The sequence below is a fragment of the Pseudarthrobacter sp. LT1 genome, assembly GCF_035621795.1.
GTDB lineage: Bacteria > Actinomycetota > Actinomycetes > Actinomycetales > Micrococcaceae > Arthrobacter.
This window is the reverse complement of the sequence record NZ_CP141830.1, coordinates 3493069-3513069: the sequence shown is the minus strand read 5'-3', so window position 1 is coordinate 3513069 and position 20001 is coordinate 3493069. Positions and strand designations below refer to the sequence as shown.

19 protein-coding genes are annotated in these 20001 nt (G+C 66.1%); 12 read left to right on the top strand and 7 right to left on the bottom strand.

Going from position 1 to position 20001, the window contains the following annotated elements:
* Positions 1–32: 32 nt before the first annotated feature.
* From VIK36_RS16510 to VIK36_RS16495, 4 genes are all read right to left on the bottom strand, one after another.
* Entirely contained in the window at positions 33–809 is a 777-nt protein-coding gene (locus tag VIK36_RS16510; RefSeq protein ID WP_324642777.1) for an amino acid ABC transporter ATP-binding protein, read from the bottom strand.
* Positions 806–1765: an amino acid ABC transporter permease gene (locus tag VIK36_RS16505; protein WP_255172974.1), complete on the bottom strand. Its 960-nt coding sequence runs from the start codon at positions 1763–1765 to the stop codon at positions 806–808. The genes VIK36_RS16510 and VIK36_RS16505 overlap by 4 nt, the downstream gene beginning before the upstream one ends.
* 35 nt (positions 1766–1800) lie before the next feature.
* Positions 1801–2754, bottom strand: a complete 954-nt coding sequence (locus tag VIK36_RS16500) for an ABC transporter substrate-binding protein (protein WP_324642775.1) — start codon at positions 2752–2754, stop codon at positions 1801–1803.
* A gap of 189 nt (positions 2755–2943) precedes the next feature.
* Positions 2944–4344 carry an isochorismate synthase gene (locus VIK36_RS16495; protein WP_324642774.1) on the bottom strand — a complete coding sequence of 467 codons (1401 nt, stop codon included), beginning with the start codon at positions 4342–4344 and terminating at the stop codon, positions 2944–2946.
* 114 nt (positions 4345–4458) lie between these two features.
* Here VIK36_RS16495 and VIK36_RS16490 point away from each other — a divergent pair, with 114 nt between their 5' ends.
* The 4 genes from VIK36_RS16490 to VIK36_RS16475 all read left to right on the top strand — a co-directional run bounded on the left by VIK36_RS16490 (position 4459) and on the right by VIK36_RS16475 (position 8941).
* Positions 4459–5235 carry a demethylmenaquinone methyltransferase gene (locus VIK36_RS16490; RefSeq protein ID WP_255175632.1) on the top strand — a complete coding sequence of 259 codons (777 nt, stop codon included), beginning with the start codon at positions 4459–4461 and terminating at the stop codon, positions 5233–5235.
* A gap of 3 nt (positions 5236–5238) precedes the next feature.
* On the top strand, positions 5239–6570 hold the full coding sequence (locus VIK36_RS16485) for a geranylgeranyl reductase family protein (protein ID WP_324642773.1): 1332 nt from the start codon (positions 5239–5241) through the stop codon (positions 6568–6570).
* Complete coding sequence (locus VIK36_RS16480) at positions 6567–7667, top strand: polyprenyl synthetase family protein (RefSeq protein ID WP_255172970.1); 1101 nt, start codon at positions 6567–6569, stop codon at positions 7665–7667. The genes VIK36_RS16485 and VIK36_RS16480 overlap by 4 nt, the downstream gene beginning before the upstream one ends.
* An 866-nt stretch (positions 7668–8533) precedes the next feature.
* Positions 8534–8941, top strand: a complete 408-nt coding sequence (locus VIK36_RS16475) for an endonuclease domain-containing protein (protein ID WP_324645302.1) — start codon at positions 8534–8536, stop codon at positions 8939–8941.
* Between the two features lie 146 nt (positions 8942–9087).
* On the opposite strand, the gene VIK36_RS16470 is transcribed toward VIK36_RS16475, so the two are convergent.
* Both VIK36_RS16470 and VIK36_RS16465 read right to left on the bottom strand, forming a co-directional pair.
* Positions 9088–9516, bottom strand: coding sequence for a hypothetical protein (locus VIK36_RS16470; protein WP_175316201.1), 429 nt, complete (start codon positions 9514–9516; stop codon positions 9088–9090).
* Positions 9517–9567: 51 nt separating this feature from the next.
* Positions 9568–10221, bottom strand: coding sequence for a trimeric intracellular cation channel family protein (locus VIK36_RS16465; RefSeq protein ID WP_324642772.1), 654 nt, complete (start codon positions 10219–10221; stop codon positions 9568–9570).
* Positions 10222–10281: 60 nt separating this feature from the next.
* Here VIK36_RS16465 and VIK36_RS16460 point away from each other — a divergent pair, with 60 nt between their 5' ends.
* From VIK36_RS16460 to VIK36_RS16435, 6 genes are all read left to right on the top strand, one after another.
* Complete coding sequence (locus tag VIK36_RS16460; RefSeq protein WP_324642770.1) at positions 10282–11139, top strand: sirohydrochlorin chelatase; 858 nt, start codon at positions 10282–10284, stop codon at positions 11137–11139.
* 54 nt (positions 11140–11193) lie between these two features.
* On the top strand, positions 11194–12939 hold the full coding sequence (locus VIK36_RS16455) for a nitrite/sulfite reductase (protein ID WP_324642768.1): 1746 nt from the start codon (positions 11194–11196) through the stop codon (positions 12937–12939).
* A complete protein-coding gene (locus VIK36_RS16450) occupies positions 12939–13667 on the top strand; it encodes a phosphoadenylyl-sulfate reductase (RefSeq protein WP_159631156.1) in 729 nt (242 codons plus the stop codon). The genes VIK36_RS16455 and VIK36_RS16450 overlap by 1 nt, the downstream gene beginning before the upstream one ends.
* A complete protein-coding gene (gene cysD / locus VIK36_RS16445; RefSeq protein ID WP_110541436.1) occupies positions 13664–14608 on the top strand; it encodes a sulfate adenylyltransferase subunit CysD in 945 nt (314 codons plus the stop codon). Before VIK36_RS16450 ends, cysD begins: the two co-directional genes overlap by 4 nt.
* Positions 14608–16014, top strand: coding sequence for a sulfate adenylyltransferase subunit 1 (locus VIK36_RS16440; protein WP_324642765.1), 1407 nt, complete (start codon positions 14608–14610; stop codon positions 16012–16014). Before cysD ends, VIK36_RS16440 begins: the two co-directional genes overlap by 1 nt.
* A gap of 214 nt (positions 16015–16228) precedes the next feature.
* Positions 16229–17002: a hypothetical protein gene (locus VIK36_RS16435; RefSeq protein WP_324642764.1), complete on the top strand. Its 774-nt coding sequence runs from the start codon at positions 16229–16231 to the stop codon at positions 17000–17002.
* 5 nt (positions 17003–17007) lie between these two features.
* Here VIK36_RS16435 and VIK36_RS16430 read toward each other — a convergent pair whose 3' ends face one another.
* Entirely contained in the window at positions 17008–17475 is a 468-nt protein-coding gene (locus VIK36_RS16430) for an SRPBCC family protein (protein WP_324642763.1), read from the bottom strand.
* A gap of 75 nt (positions 17476–17550) precedes the next feature.
* Between VIK36_RS16430 and VIK36_RS16425 the strand changes: the two genes are divergently transcribed.
* Together VIK36_RS16425 and VIK36_RS16420 are read left to right on the top strand one after the other, a co-directional pair.
* Positions 17551–18717 (top strand): RtcB family protein, encoded by a 1167-nt coding sequence (locus VIK36_RS16425; protein ID WP_255172960.1) that lies wholly within the window; start codon positions 17551–17553, stop codon positions 18715–18717.
* A gap of 130 nt (positions 18718–18847) precedes the next feature.
* A complete protein-coding gene (locus VIK36_RS16420) occupies positions 18848–19975 on the top strand; it encodes an ABC transporter substrate-binding protein (RefSeq protein WP_324645301.1) in 1128 nt (375 codons plus the stop codon).
* The last annotated feature ends 26 nt before the right edge of the window (positions 19976–20001 follow it).

Genomic DNA, 20001 nt, shown 5'->3' with positions numbered 1-20001 from the left:
GGGCATTTGCGTGTCGAAAGTGAGGAACCGCGTCAGAGCACGCGGCCCAGGAACTCCTTGGTGCGCGCATGCTGCGGGTTGGCGATGATCTCGCGGGGATCGCCCGACTCCACCACCACACCGCCGTCCATGAATGTCAGCGTGTCACCCACTTCACGGGCGAAGCCGATCTCGTGGGTCACCACGATCATGGTCATGCCGGACTTGGCCAGGTCCTTCATCACGTTCAGGACATCGCCCACCAGCTCCGGGTCCAGTGCCGAGGTGGGTTCATCGAAGAGCATGAGCTCCGGCTCCATGGCCAGTGCCCGGGCGATGGCCACGCGCTGCTGCTGGCCGCCGGAAAGCTGGGATGGGTAGTGGCCGGCGCGGTCGCCCAGCCCCACGCGGTCCAGCAGTTCCAGTGCCCGCTTCTGGGCGGCAGCCTTGGACTGGCCCTTCACGTGCACCGGCGCTTCCATGACGTTCTGGAGCGCGGTCTTGTGCGGGAACAGGTTGAAGCGCTGGAACACCATCCCGATTTCACGGCGCTGGGCGGCGATCTCCTTGGTCTTGAGGTCATGGAGCCTGCCGTTGACCTCGCGGTAGCCGATCAGCTGGTCACCCACGGAGATCCGTCCGGCGCTGATGCTCTCCAGAAGGTTCACGCAGCGCAGCATGGTGGACTTGCCGGAACCAGACGGACCGATCACCACCGACACTTCGCCCTGGTTGACGGTCATGTCGATGCCCCGGAGTACATGGTGGTGCCCGTAGTACTTGTGGAGGCCCTCGATCTTGACCAGCGGCTTCTCTGCTGTGATCGTCATCGTGCACTCTCCTCGGGGAAGTCCGTCTTCATTGAGCGATGTGCATCAGCACCGGCGCCCGCGGCTTTGGCAGCTGCCGGGTTGACCGCTGCCGGGGCCGAATTGTCCACACCCCTGCCGTAGTACGCCTCAAGGTAGTGCTGCCCGACCATCAGGATGCTGGTGACCAGCAGGTACCAGAATGCCGCAACGATCAGGAGCGGGATAGGGAGGTAAATGCGGTTGGCCAGGGCGTTGGTGGCAAAGGTCAGGTCAAGGGTGAACGGGACGGCCAGGACCAGCGACGTGGTCTTCAGCATGCCAATCGTTTCGTTGCCCGTGGGCGGAACAATGATCCGCATGGCCTGCGGCAGGATGATCCGCCACATGATCTTGCCCTTGGACATGCCCAGCGCCTCGGCGGCTTCCTGCTGGCCCTTGTCCACGGACTTGAGGCCGGCCCGGAAAATCTCCGCGAGGTAGGCGGATTCGTTGAGGCCCAGGCCGAGGATCGCAGGGATCAGGCCTTTGCTGGGATCTGACAGCGCGTAGCTGAAGAGCTCCGGTCCAAACGGAATGCCCAGGGTAAAGGCCGGGTAGAGAACCGTCACCAGGCCCCAGAACACGAGCTGCGTGTAGACAGGCGTGCCACGGAAGAACCACACCCACACCCAGCTGGTCCAGCGGAACACCGGGTTGTCGGATTGCCGCATGACCGCCAGCAGGATGGCCAGGACAATGGCCAGCACCATGGAAGCAACCGTCAGCAGGAGGGTCCAGCCCACGCCCTGGACGACCTTCACATCCAGGATGTAGGTGCCCACAACGTCCCAGCGGAAGTTGGGGTTGGTGAACAGGCTCTGCAGGAATGCCGCCACCAGGAGAAGGATAATGACGGCGCTGACCCACCGGCCCGGGTGGCGCACCGGCACTGACTTGTTCAGGACCGGCGCGTCCCCGTGTTGATGGTGTTCCATGTGCACGCCTGACTTGTCGTCGGTAACGCGAAAACTCAAGACTTGACCGCCGGGTTGACCTCGGACTTGGTGATGGCGCCTTCAGAGTTGCCCCAGCCGTCCAGGATCTTCTTGTAGGAGCCGTCTTCCATCAGCTTGGTGACGGTCTTCTGGATGACCTCTGCCCAGGCGGTATCGGCCTTGGCCACGGCGATGCCCTGCGGAGCGGAGTCGTAGACGTCGCCCAGCTTCTCCAGCTGGCCATTGGTCTGGGTCAGGGCGTAGCCGATGATGGGGGAGTCGGCAGCCATGGCGTCGATGCTGCCGTTCACCAGGCGGGTGGTGACATCCGTCTGGTTCTTCAGGGTGACGATGTCAATGGGCTTCTTGCCGTCAGCAACGCACTTCTTGTTGCGGTCGGCAAGGTCCGGGTCCTCCTGGACGGTGCCGGTCTGCACACCGATGGACTTGCCGCACACGTCGTCCAGGGAGAACTTGTTGGGGTTGCCCTTCTTCACGGCCCAGGCAGTGCCTGCGTTGAAGTAGCTGACCATGTTCACTGCCCCCAGGCGCTCCGGGTTAATGGTGAACGAGGAGATGCCCAGATCGTACTTGGGGCCGAGGGCCGGGAGGATGCCGGTGAACTCTGCGGTCTGGACCTGGACCTTGAGTCCCAGGGTGGCGCCGATGGCCTTGGCGATGTCCACGTCGTAGCCGACAGGTGTCTGGCCGTCCGCACCGAGGAATTCGGCCGGGGCGTAGCTGGTGTCGGAGCCGACCGTGATGGTGCCCTTGGACTTGATGGCGTCCGGGACCATAGCGGCCAGGGCGTCGTCCTTCTTGACGGTGCTGGGATCAAAGCTGGCGCTGGCGCTGCCCGAAGAGGTGGCCGCGCTGGAGGGACCCGTTTCCGAGGCGTTGGTGCATGCTGAGAGGGCCAGGGCGCTGATGGCGATCATGGTGGCAGCGGTCAGCTTGGACGTGCCCAAGAGGGTACGGGGAGTCTGCATTTCTTACCTTTTGTTGCAGGGGCTATGAGGTACTAACGCGGCTTATAGTGTAACGCTCAACAAGAGAGGTACGTCACACGCAACTAAGTTTCACTATTGGATAACTGTAACGGTGACAAAATCAAGCCTTCCAGAGCAGCAGTCGTCTGTCATCCCAGACTCCTTGCCCAGTTGTGGTGCGGAGGACCCTCAGCTGCTGATGCCCAGGGACTCCAACATCGGCCGGAACTTGGCCCAGGTCTCGGCCAGTTCGGCCTCCGGCTGCGAGCCGTCAACGATGCCGCAGCCGGCATACAGCCGCACGGTCTCAGGGGACTCTATGACCGCCCCGCGCAGGGCGATGCCCCACTCGCCGTTGCCGGCAGCGTCCAGCCAACCCACCGGCCCGGCGTACGGCCCGCGGTCCAGGTGCTCCAGCCTGCGGATCAGTTCACCGGCCACCAGTGTGGGCGTCCCGCAGACCGCGGCGGTGGGGTGCAGCGCGTTGATCAGGGCCAAACAGGTGGGCACGTGGCCTTCCACCTCGGTGAGCTCGGCCTTGACGTCGGAGGCCAGGTGCCAGACGTTGGGCAGTTCCAGGATGAAAGGTTCGTCATGGGCATTCATCGCCTCGGAGAAAGGTGCCAGCTGCTTGGTCAGCGACTGGATGGCGATCTCATGCTCATGCCGTTGCTTCTCGGATCCGGCCAGGACGCGGGTGGCGTAGTCCATCGGCGGACCGTCCTCGCCGTGCGCGTCGCGGCGGTCCAGGGTGCCGGCCAGCACGCGGGCCTGGGCGGTGCGACCCTCCACCTGGATCAGCATCTCGGGTGTGGCCCCCACCAGGCCGTCCACGCCATAGGTCCAGCATTCGCGGTACCGTGCAGCCAGCTCCCGCAGCACGTCCGCGGCATGTACGCCGGAGGGAATAGTTGCCACGACGTCCCGTGCCAACACCAGCTTTTCCAGGGCGCCTGTGCGGATTTCGGCAACACCGGCGGCCACGGCCTCCATCCACGCTTCTTCGCTGAGGGAACCTGTGTGCAGCGTTGCGCCGGCAGCCAGCGGGAGGGGACGCACGACGGCGCCCCCTGCCTGGGCGGGCACGTCACCGACTGAAGCGTCCCCGGCTGAGTTCGCTGCCGGCGTCGTGCTTTCCGTGGCGGAGGCGGCGTGGGAACCGCCGTCCAGCCAGCGGTCCAGTGCGGCGAGGGCCGTCTCTTCGGTGAGCGGGCCGCCGTCGAACGTCAGCTGGGTAAGCCATGCCTGGTTGTCCCGCACGCCCACCACGATTTCCGGCACGATCAGCCGTGACTCGTGGGCTGACGTCTTGGAGAAAGCAAAGGAACCAAAAGCCACGGGACCGGTGCCTGGCAGCTCCACGGAATCCGCCACCTCAGCCTCCAGGACCAGGTGCCGCCACCAGATGTCCGCCTCAAGGAACCGGTCAGGGCCCGAGGAGGTGAACCGTGCAATCTCGCCAAAACCGGCCAGCCCGGCTTCGCGGCGGGTCCAGCAGAGGACATCGTCCCGGACCAGAAACGAAGGCAGTCCCCCGGGGAATGCTTTGTCATCCAGGGGGACCGTCAGGGTGCGGAACGTGCTCGTCATGATGAGACAACACTACTCCCGCGTACGCCGGGGCCTTCCCGGCGCCCGGACACCCTCCGAAGGAGCCCGGCATGGCTGGTCAGGACCGTCAGGAACATTTGAGACAATGTCATGGTGAACCGAGCATCCTTGGATAAGCGTCCGGACGAAGTAGCCACGATGTTTGACGACGTCGCACCGAAATACGACGTCGTCAACGATGTCCTCTCCATGGGGCAGACCCGCCGCTGGCGGAAGATCGTGGTGGACGCCATGGAAGTCTCCAAGGGCCAGCGGGTCCTGGACCTCGCGGCCGGAACCGGCACCTCCAGCGAACCGTATGCCGACGCCGGCATAGACGTTGTGGCCTGCGATTTCTCCCTGGGCATGCTCAAAGTGGGGAAGCGCCGCCGCCCTGACATCGACTTCATCGCCGGTGACGCCACCAACCTGCCGTTCGCCGACAACACGTTTGACGCCACCACCATCTCCTTCGGGCTGCGGAACGTAAACGAACCCAAGAAGGCGCTGCAGGAAATGCTGCGCGTCACCAAGCCCGGCGGCCGGCTGGTCATCGCCGAGTTCTCGCAGCCGGTGGTTCCGCTGTGGCGCACCATGTACACCGAATACCTCATGCGCGCCCTGCCGGCCATCGCCGTCAAGGTCGCCTCCAACCCGGACGCATACGTCTACCTCGCCGAATCCATCCGCGCCTGGCCGGACCAGGACCACCTGGCCGCATGGCTGCAGGAGAGCGGCTGGGAGAAGGTCACCTACCGCAACCTCACCGGCGGCATCGTGGCCGTGCACCGCGCGTTCAAGCCGGCTGATTCCTCGCCCGACGGCGCTGCTGCCGCCATCGCTGCGCACAAGGGCCCGGTGGCCAAGCTGCGCCGCAACACTGTCCGCTGACCTGTGAAGGTACTGATTGTCGGCGCCGGTCCGGCCGGATCCACCGCCGCGTACTACCTGGCCAAGGCCGGCCTCGAGGTCACAGTCCTGGAAAAGACCGCATTTCCGCGCGAGAAGGTCTGCGGTGACGGGCTGACCCCGCGCGCCGTCCGCGAAATCCAGAAGCTCGGCCTGCCGCACCCGGAGAACGACGGCTGGCGCCGGAACAAGGGCCTGCGCCTGATCGCCGGCGGCCGCACCATCGAGCTGCCCTGGCCCGAGGTGTCCGACTTTCCGCAATACGGATTGATCCGCACGCGCCTGGGCTTCGACGAGGAACTGGCGCGGCACGCCGAGGCCGCCGGGGCCACCATCCTCGAGCGGCACAGCGTGACCGAAGCCCTCCGGGACGACGCCGGCCGGGTCACCGGTGTCCGCGCAGCGCTCCTGGACGCGTCCGGACGCAAGACGGGGGAGACGCGCGAGTTCAGTGCCGACGTCGTCCTAGCTGCCGACGGCAACTCCACGCGCACCGCCGTGTCCCTGGGGATCCAGAAGCGCGATGACCGCCCCCTGGGCGTCGCTGTCCGCACCTACTTCACCTCCCCGCGCACCGACGACGACTGGATGGAAGGCTGGCTGGAGCTCCCCGGCCGAGACGGCAAGCTGTTGCCCGGCTACGGCTGGGTGTTCGGCGTCGGCGACGGCACGTCCAACGTGGGCCTGGGCATCCTGAACTCCTCCAAGGAGTTCGGCAAGCTCGACTACAAGCAGGTCCTCCGTGAATGGACCGCGGGGATGCCCGCCGACTGGGGCTTCACGCCGGAGAACCAGGTGGGCGAAATCCGCGGTGCCGCCCTGCCCATGGGCTTCAACCGCACCCCGCACTACTCGCCCGGCCTGCTCCTGCTGGGCGACGCCGGCGGCATGGTCTCGCCCTTCAACGGCGAGGGTATCTCCTACGCCATGGAGTCCGCGCGGTTCGCCGCCGAATTCATCATCGACGCCTCCTCACGCACGGCTGCTTCGGGCGGAACGTACGACGCCGATGCGCACCTTGCGCGGTACGCGGACTATGTGCGGAACCATTGGGGATCGCACTTCACGCTTGGGCGGGCCTTCGCCGCGCTGATCGGGAAGCCGGCCGTCATGAAGCTCGCACTGCGCACCGGCATGCCCATCCCCGTGCTGATGCGGTTCGTGGTCCGGCTTCTGGCCAACCTCACAGACCCCGCCGCAAAGGGCTTCGAGGACCGGGTGATCCGCGTCCTGGAATCACTGGTTCCGGCCACATCCAATACCCCGTCAGCTCCGAACCAGCGGTATCCGCAACAAAAAGTTAGGGTTAACCCGTGACCAACTCCGCAGACCACAGCTGGACGCACGCCGGGCACGGCCTGCCGGACTCCGAACCCAGCCTCAACACCACCGCCATCGCCACGGGCCTCCAGCTGCCTGCAGGCTTTGCGGCCATCGCGGGGGACGCCGAGCTGGGCCCGGCCATCACCAACAACCTGGCCAAGGTGGAGAAGAAGCTCCGCGAAGCCATCGCCAACTCGGATCCCCTGGCTGACGCAACGTCGCGCCACCTGGTGGAAGCCGGCGGCAAGCGGATCCGTCCACTGCTGACCCTGCTGTGTGCCCACCTCGGTGACGCGTCCCTGCCCGCCGTGGTGCAGGCCGCCGTCGTGGTGGAACTGACGCACCTGGCAACCCTTTACCACGACGACGTCATGGACTCCGCGCCCTTCCGCCGCGGCGCTCCCACGGCTCACGAGGTGTGGGGCAACTCCGTCGCCGTCCTGACCGGAGACCTGATCTTTGCCCGTGCCTCGATCCTGGTCTCCGAGCTGGGCGGCCGCGCACTGGGCATCCAGGCGCGCACCTTCGAGCGGCTGTGCCTGGGCCAGCTGCACGAGACCGTCGGTCCGCGTCCGGACGAGGATCCCGTGGCGCACTACCTCTCCGTCATCGCAGACAAGACCGGATCGCTGGTTGCCGCCTCCGGCCAGTTCGGCGCCATCTTCTCCGGCGCCGACGAGGCCTACGAGGACGTCCTGGTGGAGTACGGCGAGAAGGTGGGCGTGGCCTTCCAGCTCGCCGATGACGTCATCGATGTCACCGGAGTGAAGGTCAAGTCCGGCAAGTCGCCGGGAACCGACCTGCGCGAAGGGGTACCCACCCTGCCGGTGCTGCTCCTGCGCAAGGCTGCCGCTGATGGCGACCAGTCCGCGGTCGACCTCCTGAAGCTGATCGACGGCGACCTGTCCTCGGACGAGGCGCTGGCTGCCGCCGTTGCCGGACTGCGCGAGCACCCTGTCACCGCGGAGTCCTGGGTGGTGGCGCGGCAGTGGGCCAAGGAAGCCATTGAAGCGCTCGCTCCGCTGCCCGAGGGCGTGGTCAAGGAGTCACTGTCCAACTTCGCGCTGGCTGTGGTGGACCGCGCCAGCTGATTACTGTCCATTTGGGGCCCGGTACCTCTGGTTGATGCAGCCGCGAGGTGCCGGGCTTCTTCGTTGTGCCGGTTCGGCCGTGGCAGCCGGGCTTAACGGGATAGCCCCGGTCCTCAACAACCGAAGCTGCTGTGAACCGGGGCTATCTCTCCGTTCGCATCAGACCCGCCGGAGGCGTTTAGCGGATCCGTGAATAGCTTATGACAGATTTGTCATAACGCGCAAGTCCTCTGTAACTGTGTGTGTCAAAGAGTTTTCAGCCAGCTCCGCCGGCTGCCGTGGAAGAGTACTCGCTCAATTGCGTGATTTATAGCTGGACCGGCGGTTCCACACCCCTCAAGTACGCGGGACTGGATTCCTGCACAGCCAAAAAATCACGCAATCGCGTCAGCGACTGTGGGGCCGTTATTCACATGGCCAGAATCCTCTGCTTCGTCGAGGGCTGCGCACGGCCACGATGAGGGATGGACATCTGCGACTACCTGGCCAGGCGTGGGGGAGCAGCCCGCTCTCTCGAACTGCAAAGGGCCGGCTTCACGCGTACCCGTGTGGGACGGTCGGTGGCGCTGGGCCTCGTGATAAGAATCAGGCGCGGTGTCTATGCACTGCCGGGCGATGGACGGGTTGCAAGGGCTCTGACAGCCGGCGGGCGGCTCACGTGTTTGTCCGCCGCGCCCATCTACCAGCTGTGGACTCTGAACGACCCATCTGACCTGCACCTAAGCCGGAGTCACCCCACCCATACGTCCGGAGTCGTTGACCATGGCCGGCCCAAGCATTCGCGGCATCCCTGGCTGCCTGCGCTGGGGCTCGCGGATGTGCTTCTTCATGCGTTGCACTGCCTGCCGGAAATGGAGGCCCTGGTGATGGTGCAGTCGGCTGTGGGCGCCGGAGCCATTTCACTCGATTTCCTTTACGCGCGCTGCCAGGGACGCCGCAACGGGCGCGCCCGGTCGGTTTTGGACCTGGTGATTCCCCGCGCGGACTCCGTGCTGGAGGTACTCGCGAATGTCTATTTCGCTCGGGCTGGACTACGGGTTCGGCGGCATGTCTACATTGCCGGAGTTGGAGAGGTGGATTTCCTGGTCGAGGAGTGCCTGGTGGTGGAGACGGATGGCTCAACGCACTTCGAGCCGAAGTCCATCAAGCGGGACCAGCGGCGCAACAACCGGAGCATCGTTGGGGGCTACCTGGTGCTGCGCTACTACTATGAGGACGTCATCCACCGTCCCGAAGCCATGGTCGCGGAGGTCAAGGCGGTGCTGCGGGTGTAGCGAAGGCCGGCAAACAGCAGGCCTGGCGACCTGTTTGCGTGATTTACGGGGTGTTAACCAGCGAGTGCCCCTGCAAACGCAGGGGCACTCGCCAAGGTCCGGTCCATAAGTGACGCATTTACGTCAACGAAAGAAAAGGGAGCCCTTTACTCTTCCTCTTCGTCCTCGAACGCCCACTCGAACATGTCGAAGACGAACTCGGAGAAGGTGCCTTCCTCGGACTTCCACTGGCCGCGGGCATTGTTGCGGCGGTACACGATGGGGTCCGGGACGCTGAGGTCGCCCACGCGGAAGCCCCAGGTGAATGCTTCCTCTTCGTCTTCGAGGAACATAAGGAAGCCTTCGTCGTCGACCTCGAGCTCTTCAGGGTCCCAGAAGTAGTGGTAGGCCTCCATCAGGTCCTCGCAGCCGCCCAGTGCAAGGTAGAACTCGCGCAGGACCAGGGGGATCTCGAATTGGTGGTCTGCGAGGGCCTTGTCCAGCTCCTCGGGCGTCAGGCCGTCCGCTTCCTGCCATTCATCCTCGAGATACTTCGGAACAAGCGCGCGGAACTTCTCGAGGAACATGTCAGTCATGCTCATATCCTAGCTAATGGCGGCGCTCCCAAAATGACATGGAAACCAACGTCACAGCCCTGAATCGCCTGCCCTCCGGTGCCACCCGCGGACGGCAAGCGGCGCCTGCCAGGAGCGCCGCCACGCCAGGATGCGGAACGTGAAGACCAGCGCCGCAATCCCGGCTGCTGTCAGCACGTTGAACACGCCAAGGACCCAGAGCACTGCTGTCAGTGAGGACCCCACGAACGCGGGCAGCGCGTAAATGTCCTTTGGGTTGAACAGCTCGGGCACCTCGTTGGCCGTGATGTCCCGGAGCAGGCCGCCGCCCACCGCCGACGTCACCCCGAGCAGTACTGAGGCCACCGGGTTGAGGCCGGTGGCCAGCGCCTTGATGGTGCCGGTCATGCAGAACAGGGCCAGGCCGGCGGCATCGAACAGGGTCAACAGCGAGGTGTAGCGCTGGACACTGGAGAACAGGAAGAACACCAGCACGGTGGCCAGCAGTGGTGGTGCCAGATACGCCGGGTTGGTGAAGGCCGCCGGAACTATGCCCAGGATGATGTCGCGGATGACGCCGCCGCCAAGCCCCACCAGGGAGGCCAGCAGCAGGGATCCCACAATGTCGATCTGCTTCCGCGCCGCCAGCAGCGAGCCCGATACCGCGAAGAAGAACACGCCCAGCAGGTCCAGCCACACCGGGGAGTTGTCAAAGGCGAATGTCATGGGGCGTCCCGGTATTTCAAAGAGGGCGGACAGGGCGGCTCCAACGTTACGCTAGCCCCTATGAACAGCCCCATCATGATCGCCTGTGCCCATGGGACGTCCAACACACAGGGGGCCGCGGAGGTCAACGCCCTGCGCGCCGCCATCGCGGAACTGCGCCCGGGCCTTGATGTCCGGGAAGCCTATGTGGACGTCCAGCAGCCGGACCTGGTGGATGTGGTGGCGGGCCTGCCGGAGGGGGAAGCTGCGGTGGTGGTGCCGCTCCTGCTGAGCGTTGGATACCACGTGAAGGTTGACATCGCCCGGGCCGTGAAGAGCCGGCCGGGCAGTGCCGCCGCAGCACCGCTTGGCCCCGACCAGCGACTCGCGGCCCTGCTGGACCAGCGGCTCCGCGAGGCCGGCACCACCGACAATGACGTCATCGTCCTGGCCGCTGCGGGCTCATCCAACCCCAACGCCGCCGTGAGCGTCGAGGAGTTGCTGGGCCAGCTCCGGGCATTGCGGTCCAACCGGATGGTGGCCGCCTACGGTGCCTCCGCCCAGCCTTCAGTGCCCGACGCCGTCGCCATGCTCCGCGAAGAGCTCGCCGGGGGTGCCGGGGCGGGGGAGTCCGCCGGAGCGGTCGACGTCGGCGGCCGGGTGGTGATTGCCTCGTATCTCCTGGCACCGGGCTTCTTCCACGACCAGCTGGCGAAGGCGGGTGCCGACGTCGTGACCCGGCCCCTGCTGCCGTCCCCGACACTCGCGGAGATCGCGCTCGACAGGTACGACGCCGCCGTCGCCGCCATGGACGGAACTCCACCGGAAGCACCCGTGGCAGCCCCCGCCGAAGCCCCGGAGAAGGCTCCCGCCGATGCACAGCAGGATGGGTTCTTCAAGGCCCTCCAGCGTTTCGTGACGAAATATTTCCCTAGGTGACTTAGCGTTTCCGGGCCTTTGTGACGGTATTCGGCGCCGCCCTACAGTCGATGCATGACTGATACAGCTCTAGCCGGAGCGTCGGCGGACCCCGCTGCCCCCAAGCGCCCCGCCCGCCCGTCCCGCCCCGCTGCGAAGCCGCATGGCCAGTGGAAAGTGGACGGCAAGACGCCGCTGAACGCCAACGAAACCTGGAAGCAGGAAGACGACGGCCTGAACGTCCGCGAGCGTATCGAGACCATCTACGCCAAGGAAGGCTTCGACGCCATCCCCGGCCAGGACCTGCACGGCCGTTTCCGCTGGTGGGGCCTGTACACCCAGCGCAAGCAGGGGATCGACGGCGGCAAGACCGCCACCTTGGAGCCGCACGAGCTCGAAGACAAATACTTCATGCTGCGCGTGCGCATCGATGGCGGCGCCCTCACCACCGAGCAGCTGCGCGTCATCGGCCAGATCTCCGTGGACTTCGCCCGGGACTCCGCCGACCTCACCGACCGCCAGAACATCCAGCTGCACTGGATCCGGGTCGAAGACATCCCGGAGATCTGGAACCGACTGGAGTCCGTGGGCCTGTCCACCACAGAAGCCTGCGGCGACGTGCCCCGCGTCATCCTGGGCTCGCCCGTGGCCGGGATCGCCAAGGACGAGATCATCGACCCCACCCCGCTCATCGCCGAGCTGGGGGAGCGGTTCATCGGCAACCCGCTGCTGTCCAACCTGCCCCGCAAGTACAAGACCGCTATCACCGGCCACCCCAGCCAGGATGTGGTCCATGAGATCAACGACTGCGCGTTCGTGGGCATCGAACACCCGGAACTCGGCGCCGGCTACGACCTCTGGGTTGGCGGCGCGCTGTCCACCAACCCCATGCTGGGCAAGCGCCTCGGTGCGTTCGTGAAGCCGGACCAGGCCGCAGACGTGTGGCTGGGCGTCACCAGCATCTTCCGCGACTACGGCTACCGCCGCATGCGCACCAAGGCCCGCCTGAAGTTCCTGCTGGCCGACTGGGGCCCGGAGAAGTTCCGCCAGATCCTCGAGGACGAATACCTGGGCTACAAGCTGGCCGACGGCCCCGCTGCGCCCAAGCCCGCCACCCCGGGCGACCACGTGGGCGTGCACGAGCAGAAGGACGGCAAGTTCTTCATCGGTGCCACCCCGATCGCCGGCCGCCTTTCCGGGTCCGGCCTGGTCAAGCTCGCGGACACCCTGGAGGCCCGCGGCTCCTACCGGCTGCGCACCACCCCGCACCAGAAAATCGTGGTCCTCGATGTCGAAAAGGACCAGGTGGAGCCGCTCATCGCCGAACTGGACGGTCTGGGCCTGTCCGCCCGCCCGTCCGTCTTCCGGCGCGGCACCATTGCCTGCACCGGCATCGAGTACTGCAAGCTGGCCATCGTAGAGACCAAGTACACGGCCGCTACCGCCGTCGCCGAACTCGAGCGCCGCCTGGCAGACCTCGCCGGCTCGGGCCAGCTGCCGCAGGCACTGTCGCTGCACATCAACGGCTGCCCCAACTCCTGCGCCCGCATCCAGACGGCCGACATCGGCCTGAAGGGCATGATGCTGCCAACGCCCGACGGCGACCCCTCCCCGGGTTTCCAGGTCCACCTGGGCGGCGGGCTGGCCAACAACGACCGCGAGGAAGCCGGGTTGGGACGCACCGTCCGCGGCCTGAAGGTCTACGTCAACGACCTGCCCGACTATGTGGAGCGCGTGGTCCGCCGGTTCGTGGCCGACCGCGCCGAAGGCCAGACCTTCGCCGAATGGGCCCACGCAGCAGACGAGGAGGCACTGCAGTAATGGCAAAGCATCTCGCACCCGCACCCGCCAAGCGCCCTGTCGAAGAGCTCAAGGCCATTGCAGAAGCCGGCGCAGCTGAGCTCGGCTGGGACGCCCCCGCCCGCGACGTGATCGCCTGGGTGGAGCGCAACTTCGACCTGCCCGCCGTCGCCGTCGCCTGCTCCATGGCCGACGCCGTCCTGCCGGCCCTGGTCGCCGACCAGATGCCCGGCGTCGACGTCCTGTTCCTGGAGACCGGCTACCACTTCCCGGAAACCTACGCCACGCGCGACGAGGTGGCCGCGAACCTCCGCGTCAACGTGGTGGACGTGCTGCCGGAGAATACCGTGGAACAGCAGGACCGGCTCCTGGGCAAGGACCTCTTCGCCCGGGACGCTGCCCAGTGCTGCGCCCTCCGCAAAGTGGCGCCGCTGCAGCGCACGCTCGCCGGCTACGAACTGTGGTTCACCGGCGTCCGCCGCGACGAAGCCCCCACCCGCACCAACACGCCGCTGGTCACCTGGGACGAAAAGAACGGCCTGGTCAAGGTCAACCCCATGGCAGCGTGGACGTTCGACCAGTTGGTCCAGTACTCGGACGACAACCTTTTGCCCGTCAACCCGCTGCTTTCCCAGGGTTACCCCTCCATTGGCTGCCAGCCCTGCACCCGCAAGGTGGCGCCCGGCGAAGATCCCCGCGCCGGCCGCTGGGCAGGATCCGACAAGACAGAATGCGGACTACACGTATGAGCACTTCACTTACCGAGGAGACCCAGGTGACCGAGGCCGGCGTCTCAACCCGACTGTCCAGCCTGGACACCCTTGAGTCCGAGGCCATCCACATCATCCGCGAGGTTGTCGCCGAGTTCGAGAAGCCTGCGCTGCTGTTCTCCGGCGGCAAGGACTCCGTGGTGATGCTGCACCTGGCCACCAAGGCCTTCTGGCCGGGCAAGGTCCCCTTCCCCGTGCTGCACGTGGACACCGGCCACAACTTCCCCGAGGTCATCGACTTCCGCGACCGCACCGTTGAGCGCCTGGGCCTGAAGCTGGTGGTGGGCTCCGTGCAGGAGTTCATCGACCGCGGTGAATTGGCCGAGCGCGCCGACGGAACCCGCAACCCGCTGCAGACCGTGCCGCTGCTGGACGCCATCCAGCAGAACAAATTCGACGCCGTCTTCGGTGGCGGCCGCCGCGACGAGGACAAGGCCCGCGCCAAGGAGCGCATCCTGAGCCTTCGCGACGAGTTCGGCCAGTGGGACCCCCGCAACCAGCGCCCCGAGCTGTGGAACCTCTATAACGGCCGCCACACTGTGGGCCAGCACGTCCGTGCGTTCCCCATCAGCAACTGGACCGAACTGGACATCTGGCGCTACATCGAGCGCGAGAACATTGAGCTGCCCGGCCTGTACTACGCCCACGAACGCGAAGTCTTCGCCCGCGACGGCATGTGGCGCGCAGTGGGCGAAGTGTCCCAGCCGCGCCCCGATGAGGAAGTTATCACCAAGACCGTCCGCTACCGCACCGTAGGGGACATGTCCTGCACCGGTGCCGTGGAGTCCAACGCGTACACGGTGTCCGACGTCGTGGTCGAAGTCGCCGCCTCCACCCTGACCGAACGTGGCGCCACCCGCGCAGATGACCGCATCTCCGAGGCCGCCATGGAAGACCGCAAGAAGGACGGGTACTTCTAATGACCACCGAAGCAGTTCTCCCGGCGGACCTGGAAACGGCCCTGCCCACCACCCTCTTCCGCTTTGCCACGGCAGGATCGGTCGACGACGGAAAGTCCACTTTGGTGGGCCGCCTCCTGCACGATTCGAAGGCAATCCTGGCCGACCAGCTCGACGCCGTCGCCCGTACCTCCGCGGACCGCGGATTTGGCGGTGACAAGGGCGGCATCGACCTGGCCCTGCTGACTGACGGCCTGCGTGCAGAGCGCGAACAGGGCATCACCATCGACGTGGCCTACCGCTACTTCGCCACCGACCAGCGCAGCTTCATCCTGGCCGACTGCCCCGGGCACGTGCAGTACACCAAGAACACGGTGACGGGCGCGTCCACTGCGGATGCCGTCGTCGTCCTCATTGACGCCCGCAAGGGTGTCCTGGAGCAGACCCGCCGGCACCTGTCCGTGCTGCAGCTGCTGCGTGTGGCCCACGTGATCGTGGCCGTGAACAAGATCGACCTGGTGGACTTCAGCGAGTCGGTGTTCCGCGACATCGAAGCCGACGTGCAACAGGTGGGCCGCGAACTGGGCCTGGGCTCCGACGGAATCAGCGACCTGCTGGTGATCCCCGTCTCCGCACTCGACGGCGACAACGTGGTGGAGCGCTCTGAGCGCACCCCGTGGTACACCGGCCCCGCGCTGCTGGAGGTCCTCGAAACCCTCCCCGCCGCCGATGAGCTCGAGAGCCACCTGGAAAGCTTCCGCTTCCCCGTGCAGCTGGGCATCCGGCCCCAGGGTGCGCTGGCTCCCGACGCCGTCGCCGCCGGGCTGGATGTAGAGGCCTACCGCGACTACCGCGCGTATGCCGGCCAGATCACGGAAGGTTCGGTGAAGGTGGGTGACCAGGTGTCCGTGCTGACGCCGGGCCAGTCGCCGCGGACCACTACCGTGGTGGGCATCGACTTCGCCGGCTCCTCCCTGCAGGAAGCCGCCGCCCCGCAGTCCGTGGCCATCCGGCTGGCGGACGAGTTCGATGTCGCCCGCGGTGACACCATCGCCGCCGCCGGCACGGTCCGCGAAGCCTCTGCCGACCTCTACGCCGCCCTGTGCTGGCTGTCCCCGAAGCCGCTCCGCGAGGGCCAGAAGGTCCTGGTCAAGCACGGCACCCGCACCGTCCAGGCGATGGTCCGCAGCGTCTCCGGCAAGCTGGACCTGGCCACCTTCAAGCTCGAAGGTGCCTCCAGCCTGGAGCTCAACGACATCGGGCACGCGCAGCTCCGCCTCGCCGCCCCGTTGCCGCTGGAGAACTACCTGCACCACCGCCGCACCGGCGCGTTCCTGGTGATCGATCCGCTCGACGGCAACACCCTGGCCGCGGGCCTGGTCAAGGACCACCCGGGCGACCACGAGGACGAGCGCTACAGCATCTAGGTCCGCCCACATCGCTGGAACCCTGCGGGGCCGCCGTATCGTTACGGCGGCCCCGCAGTGTTTCCGGCGATTTCGAGGGCCTGCGGTAATCCGCACAATAAACCGCAAAGGTTCCCCCCGAACCTTTCGTGGCCGCGGGCGGCATGGGAAGCTCAGGCATCGCTTCGCCGGTGCCGCGATTCCAGGTTCCGGCCTGTTCGTTGAGGGGGACACGATGCCGGCCATCCACCGGTGGAACACCAAAACCGCTATCCGTTTCGCACGCGACGCCCGCGAATGGGGAACCCTCCCGCGCCGGGCGCTGATCATCGCTTTGCTGCCTTTGGGCATCGCCCTCGCAACCGCGGCCACCGTCCTGCACCCGCCACTCTTCATCTGGCTCCTCGACGAGGACTCCCTGGTCGAATGGCTCCAGTTCTTCTCCCTGGCGGCTGCAGGCATCTTCCTGCCCCTCCTGGCGTTCCGCCTGTCCAGAACCGGGCACAAGATCATGGCATTGCTTTACGGGGTGGTCACCGCCGGCGTCTGGTTCCTGGCAGGGGAGGAGATCTCCTGGGGACAACGCATCTTCGGCTGGCAGACACCGGAAGCCATGGAGGCGATCAACCGCCAGGGGGAAACCACCGTGCACAACATTGGTGGTGTGCAGGAACTGGTACCCGCCGCCATGCTGCTGGCAAGCCTTTACGGCGCCTGTGCTCCCTTGGTCTGGAACGCAGCCCGCGGCCGCTGGAAGCACTTGGAGTCTGCACACCTGCTGGTTCCGCCCCTTTTCGTGGTGCCGGCCTTCGGGCTGGCGGCGGCCTACCGTCTCTTCCGCCTGCTGGTCTGGCCCGCACCTGACTACGGCATCTCCGAGTACGGCGAAGTGATGGAGCTTTCCCTGTATCTGGGACTCGCGCTGTTCTGCTGGTTCAACCTGCGCCGCCTGCTGGTTGCCAGGGCCGCCGCCCGCACCCCGAGGCACCGGCTCACCGCCACTGCGTAAGTTCCCTATTCGGCTTCGCCCGCCCGCGGCCAGCGCCGGCTGTCACCTTCAAGGATTGCCTTGAGTTTCTGCAGGTCCTTCCGGGTCTCCCGGCGGATCATTGGTTCCATAACCAGGCCGGCCAGGCGGGAGAAACCCGAGGGGCTCCCGTTGTTGCCGAGCGTCATGCGCGTCCCACCGTCGTCGTCCGTCCATGTGTAGGTGGTCTGCATGGGGAAGGGGCCCTGTGCGGTGCGCATCACCAATCTCTCACCGGGGACGTACTCCACGAACTCGTAGGTGTAGTTGAGCTCCCGGCCCAGGAACTTCGCAGTGAATGCCACCTTCGAGCCGGGGCCCAGGGGACCGCTGTCCAGCCGCTGCGATTTGTGGATGTTGACGTACCACCGGGGCGCATTTTCGGGGTTCGCCGCAAAGCCAGCAACTTCCTCACGCGGCCTGTCGATGTGGATATCCGTCTGGACACTGACCATTGCTGCATCTCCTTTCGAAGCGCGGGTTTAGCCTAGGACTTACCCTAGTCATGGTCACCGCGGCGGGAGGCGGCAATGGAAACCATCAGCCCGAAGCTTCTCAACTGGGCGTCCATCCTGGATGACAAAACCCGCGCGCAGGCCGTGATGACGGCGGCCCTGCCGTTCATCTACCCCCACCTGGCGCTGATGCCGGACGCGCACCTGGGCAAGGGGGCCACCGTGGGATCCGTCATCCCCACCCTGCGCGCCATCATCCCGGCGGCCGTGGGCGTGGACATCGGCTGCGGCATGATCGCGGTGCGCACCCAGTACTCCGTGAAGGACCTGCCGAAAGACCGGAAGCGCCTCCGGGAGGATATCGAGCGGGTCATCCCGCTGTCCGCCGGGCACAACAACAGGAGCGTCCTGCCCACGGCGGAGCCGCGGATCGCCGAGCTCAAACGGCGGGCCGCGAAAGCCGGGTTCAACCCCGCCCAATACGTTCCCAAGTGGGAACTGCAGCTGGGGTCCCTGGGCTCCGGGAACCACTTCATCGAAATCTCCGCAGATGAGGACGACGGCGTGTGGCTCTTCCTGCATTCGGGCTCGCGGGGCGTCGGCAACAGGATCGCCCAGCACCACATCGGGGTGGCCCAGCACGTGAGCCGCAAGAACCAGATCTACCTGCCGGATCCTGACCTGGCGTACCTGGATGAGGGCACGCCTCAGTTTGAGCGCTACATCGCAGAACTGCGGTGGGCCCAGCACTTCGCTCTGCTGAACCGGGAGGAAATGATGGACCGGGTGGCTGCCCAGTTCAGCCGCTGGGTGGGAGGCAAGGTGCGCGAGCTTGAGCGGATCAACTGCCACCACAACTTCACAGAGCAGGAGACGCACTACGGCAAGCCGGTCTGGGTGTCCCGCAAGGGTGCCATCAAAGCCGCGCACGGCGATCCCGGATTGATCCCCGGATCCATGGGGACGGCGTCGTATGTGGTGGAAGGCAGGGGCAACCCGGCGTCGCTGAACTCGTCCCCGCACGGGGCAGGGCGGGAATACTCACGCAACGCAGCCCGCAAGGCCTTCACCCTGGAGGAACTGAAGCGGGCCATGAAGGGCATTGAGTTCCGGGCGTCGGAGGCCTTCATCGACGAGATCCCGGCCGCGTACAAGCCGATCGACCAGGTCATGCAGGACGCCGCGGACCTGGTGACGGTGCGGCACAAGCTGCGGCAGTTGGTCAACGTCAAAGGCAACTGACTCTGCGAAACCGGGCAGCAGTGCGGCGGAATATGACGCTAAATGAACGTGCGTGACCCCCCGTTTCCGCCTCATTGAACGGGTTGGGGCCGCTCCCTATGGTGAAACAATGACTAGTTCCAAGCCCGGGATGACCCGCATCGTGGCAGGCGAGAGCGCGGTCCCCACGCGCAGGCGCGCCGTCGAGGCTGCCCTGGCCATAGGGCTGGTCCTGCTGATCGCTGTCGGGGCCATTGTTGCCTCCAACATCTCCCGCAACACCGAGGCGCAGGCCGCCGAGCCCACCCCGGCCGCAGAGCTGAAACTGGGGTACTTCGGCAACGTCACGCACGCCCCCGCCCTGGTCGGGGTCAAAAAAGGGTTCCTGGCTGAGGCCCTGGGCGGCACCAAGCTCAGCACCGAGACGTTCAACGCCGGACCCGCAGCCATTGAAGCCCTCAACGCAGGGGCCATCGACGCCGCCTACATCGGCCCGAACCCCGCCATCAACTCCTTCGCCAAGAGCCAGGGCCAGTCCGTGCGCGTGATCGCCGGAGCCGCTGCAGGCGGTGCCCAGCTGGTGGTCAAGCCCGGCATCACCTCCGCCGCGGACCTGAAGGGAAAGACCCTGGCAACGCCGCAGCTGGGAGGCACCCAGGACGTGGCCCTGCGCGCGTGGCTCACCAAGCAGGGCTACAAGACCAACGTGGACGGCAGCGGCGACGTCGCCATCAACCCCACGGACAACGCCCAGACCCTCAAGCTGTTCCAGGACGGAAAGCTCGACGGCGCGTGGCTGCCTGAGCCCTGGGCGTCACGCCTGGTGCTCCAGGCCGGAGCCAAGGTCCTCGTGGACGAAAAGGACCTGTGGGACGGGGCAGGCACCGGCAAGCCCGGAGAGTTCCCCACCACGATCCTGATCGTGAACCAGACGTTCGCCGCCGACCACCCGGACACCGTCAAGGCGCTGCTGGCCGGGCATGCCAAGTCGGTCGCATGGCTCAACTCGGCACCGGCCGACGAGAAGGCTGCACTTGTCAATGAAGCCCTGCAGGAATCCGCCGGGGCCGCACTGCCGGCTGATGTGCTGAACCGTTCCCTCGCCAACATCACCTTCACTCTCGACCCGCTGGCCGGGAGCTACCCCAAACTGCTGCAGGACGGGGTGGACGCCGGCACCACCAAGAAGGCCGACATCAACGGCCTCTTCGACCTCACCGCGCTTAACCAGGTCACCGGCGCCGGCAGGATTTCGGCAGCCGGCCTCGGCCAGGACTGACCCCCACCACTACCTAAGGACGCCAC